We start from the raw sequence: 2,612 nt of genomic DNA, 5'->3' as shown, positions 1-2,612 counted from the left end.
TGCCTTTCTTTGTATGATAATCACTTTGCCCACTTTTCCAGCAGTGGTCCGCTCTCCCCATAAACCGGATCTGTTTCTGGTAATGGCACATTTTTGATCTGCGCCAAGGCTTGCGCTTGTACTCCCGGATCTTTTTTCTTCAGATTAGGGGTACTTCCATTCGGATAAGCGCCGACAACAGCAAAATCCTCGGTGCTCTCCATTTTCCTATGGCCCGTACCGGCCGGCAGCACTACTACGTCACCAGCTTTTAGGTCAAGGCGTTCTCCCCCATCGCCTCCAAGAAGCACTGTTGCTTTTCCAGACGTCACACCTAATACCTCATGTGTGTTTGTATGGTAATGGTGATAATCATAAACATCGCCAGTCCATGTGCCTGTCCAGTTATGCTGCTCGAATTGAGCTTGGATATTGAGGTTATCTGCAAAAACACCTTGATACACGATTACAGGTAACTCAGGATTATTCGGAATATCACCTGCATCGTTCAGAAAAAATGATCTTACTAGTGTTTCCATAGCGGAATCTGCTCCTTTCTTCTTCCAAAGATAGAATGGTGCCATCCACACCCTATTTGTATAATGGCTGGGGCAAAAAGAGCCCATGTTTAACTTCACCTAAAATTCCCTGGAGTTAAACGTATCTCCCGCTTGCAGGTTTCCTGCTTTATAGCCTTTATAGAACCAGCTCTTCCTTTGTTCCGAAGTTCCGTGAGTGAAACTCTCCGGCACGACATATCCTTGCGAACGTTTTTGGATCGTATCATCCCCGACCGCACTTTCTGCATTCAAAGCTTCCTCAAGGTCTCCTTCTTCCACTACACCCATTCCCTGTGCATGGTGAGCCCATACACCGGCTAAATAATCTGCCTGCAGTTCAAATCGGACTTGATACTTGTTGAATTCTGTCTTATCCATACTCTGGCGCATTGAGTTAAGTTTATCTGAAGTTCCAAGTAATGTTTGTACATGGTGCCCTACCTCATGGGCAATTACATAAGCCATTGCAAAGTCACCTGGCGCCTGGAATTTACTTTGAAGTTCATCATAGAAACTTAGGTCAATATATAACTTCTGATCCCCGGGACAATAAAACGGGCCAACAGACGCTCCCGCTGTACCACAGGCAGACTGAACACTGCCAGAATACAATACAAGAGTAGGCTCTTTATAAACCATACCTTCTTTCTTAAACTCATCTGTCCAAACCTCTTCTGTATCAGCCAGGACAACGGACACAAACTGGGCAAGGTCCTTTTCCTCCTGTGTTTCCTGGTAAGGAGCGGGGGACTCGCCTCCCATGTTTGACATATTGTTCACAACATCCCCTAGATCGCCTCCGCCAAGGAATGTCATAATCACTAGCAGGACGATGCCGCCTATACCGCCGCCCATTAGCATGCCGCCTCCGCCCATTCCTCTTCTATCCTCAACATTGCCGCTTGCTCTTCTGCCTTTCCATTGCATGATGGTTCCTCCCTGCATATTAAGAAACTTATAAAATAAATTAGAGATATGTTTTAGTGTTATACCCGCTATTAGTAGATTTATTTAAGCTTCTATGAATATTTTTTTGGAAAGACTGGTTTTGTTTAGATTTCTGTTTTACGAATTAAGGTCACTCCCCGCTTTTTTCATTAGAAAAGGACATGCCTACATCCGGCATGCCCGTAATCTTTCAATATTCTTTCATTGCCTAGGAAATATCGCTGATTGCTCCGGCTACATCATATAGTTTAATATCTATATCCAACATCTCTCCAGCCGCCAGCTTTGCAAGCTGAGCCCCCAAGAACGGTCCGACTGTCAAGCCGGATGAACCAAGACCATTTGCCAAAAACAAATGATCATACCCTGGTATTGGGCCTATAATCGGCAGGAAATTAGGCGCCACAGGACGGAAGCCTACACGTGCTTCGATGAACGTCCCATCTTCCAGCCCGGGTGCGACTGCCAGTGCTTTAGCAATAATTTCATTAAGCCCCCCTGCCGTTACCCGGCGGTCAAATCCCATTTCATCTTCATGTGTAGCCCCGATTACTACCCTGCCTCCCTTGAAGGCTAAGATGTACTGATTAATAGGAGGCATTACAACTGGCCACATACTTGTTTCTGTGTTTTCAAGCTGAAGATGGACAATTTGGGCTTTTTGAGGGGCAATCCGAAGAGTGACTCCGAGCGTTTCTAGAAGCTCAGGAGCCCATGCACCCGCCGTGATTATGACGCGGTCCGCCTCGTAACGGATATCGCCCGCCAGCACTGCCTTTACTTGATTTTGATCATGTTCCAGCTTGGCATCCCCAATGACAAAGCATGCCCCGTGCCTTATTGCTGCGTTGATTAGTGCTTGACGCAGGGCACGCCCATTAACGCGTGCCGCACCGCTGATATGGACTGACTTGTAATCACTAGATAACGACGGAAACATTTCCATTGTTTCAAGCTGGGAGAGTTGACGAATCTCGCCAATTTCGGGGGCATCTTCTCTCCTTACTCTTGCTCTTTCTTCCATTTTGATAAGCTTTTCTGTATCTGTATGGAGACTGATTGCCCCTACCTTCTCATAACCAGTTTCTGTTTCCCCATCCTCCTCGAGCTGCTTTATGAGGGATG

At 46.4% G+C, this 2,612-nt stretch carries 3 protein-coding genes; all 3 read right to left on the bottom strand.

The window, feature by feature from the left end:
• Nucleotides 1-20: 20 nt before the first annotated feature.
• On the bottom strand, nt 21-518 hold the full coding sequence (locus tag WB217_RS03210; protein ID WP_423990575.1) for a cupin domain-containing protein: 498 nt from the start codon (nt 516-518) through the stop codon (nt 21-23).
• Nucleotides 519-617: 99 nt separating this feature from the next.
• Entirely contained in the window at nt 618-1,466 is an 849-nt protein-coding gene (gene ypfJ, locus WB217_RS03205; protein WP_423990573.1) for a KPN_02809 family neutral zinc metallopeptidase, read from the bottom strand.
• 229 nt (nt 1,467-1,695) lie between these two features.
• On the bottom strand, nt 1,696-2,612 hold a 917-nt coding region (locus WB217_RS03200), incomplete at its 5' end, for an NAD(P)/FAD-dependent oxidoreductase (RefSeq protein WP_423990571.1).

Source organism: Mesobacillus sp. (assembly GCF_049588175.1).
GTDB lineage: Bacteria > Bacillota > Bacilli > Bacillales > Cytobacillaceae > Mesobacillus.
Note: the sequence above shows the minus strand (reverse complement) of the source record. Positions and strands in the feature narration are given on the sequence as shown.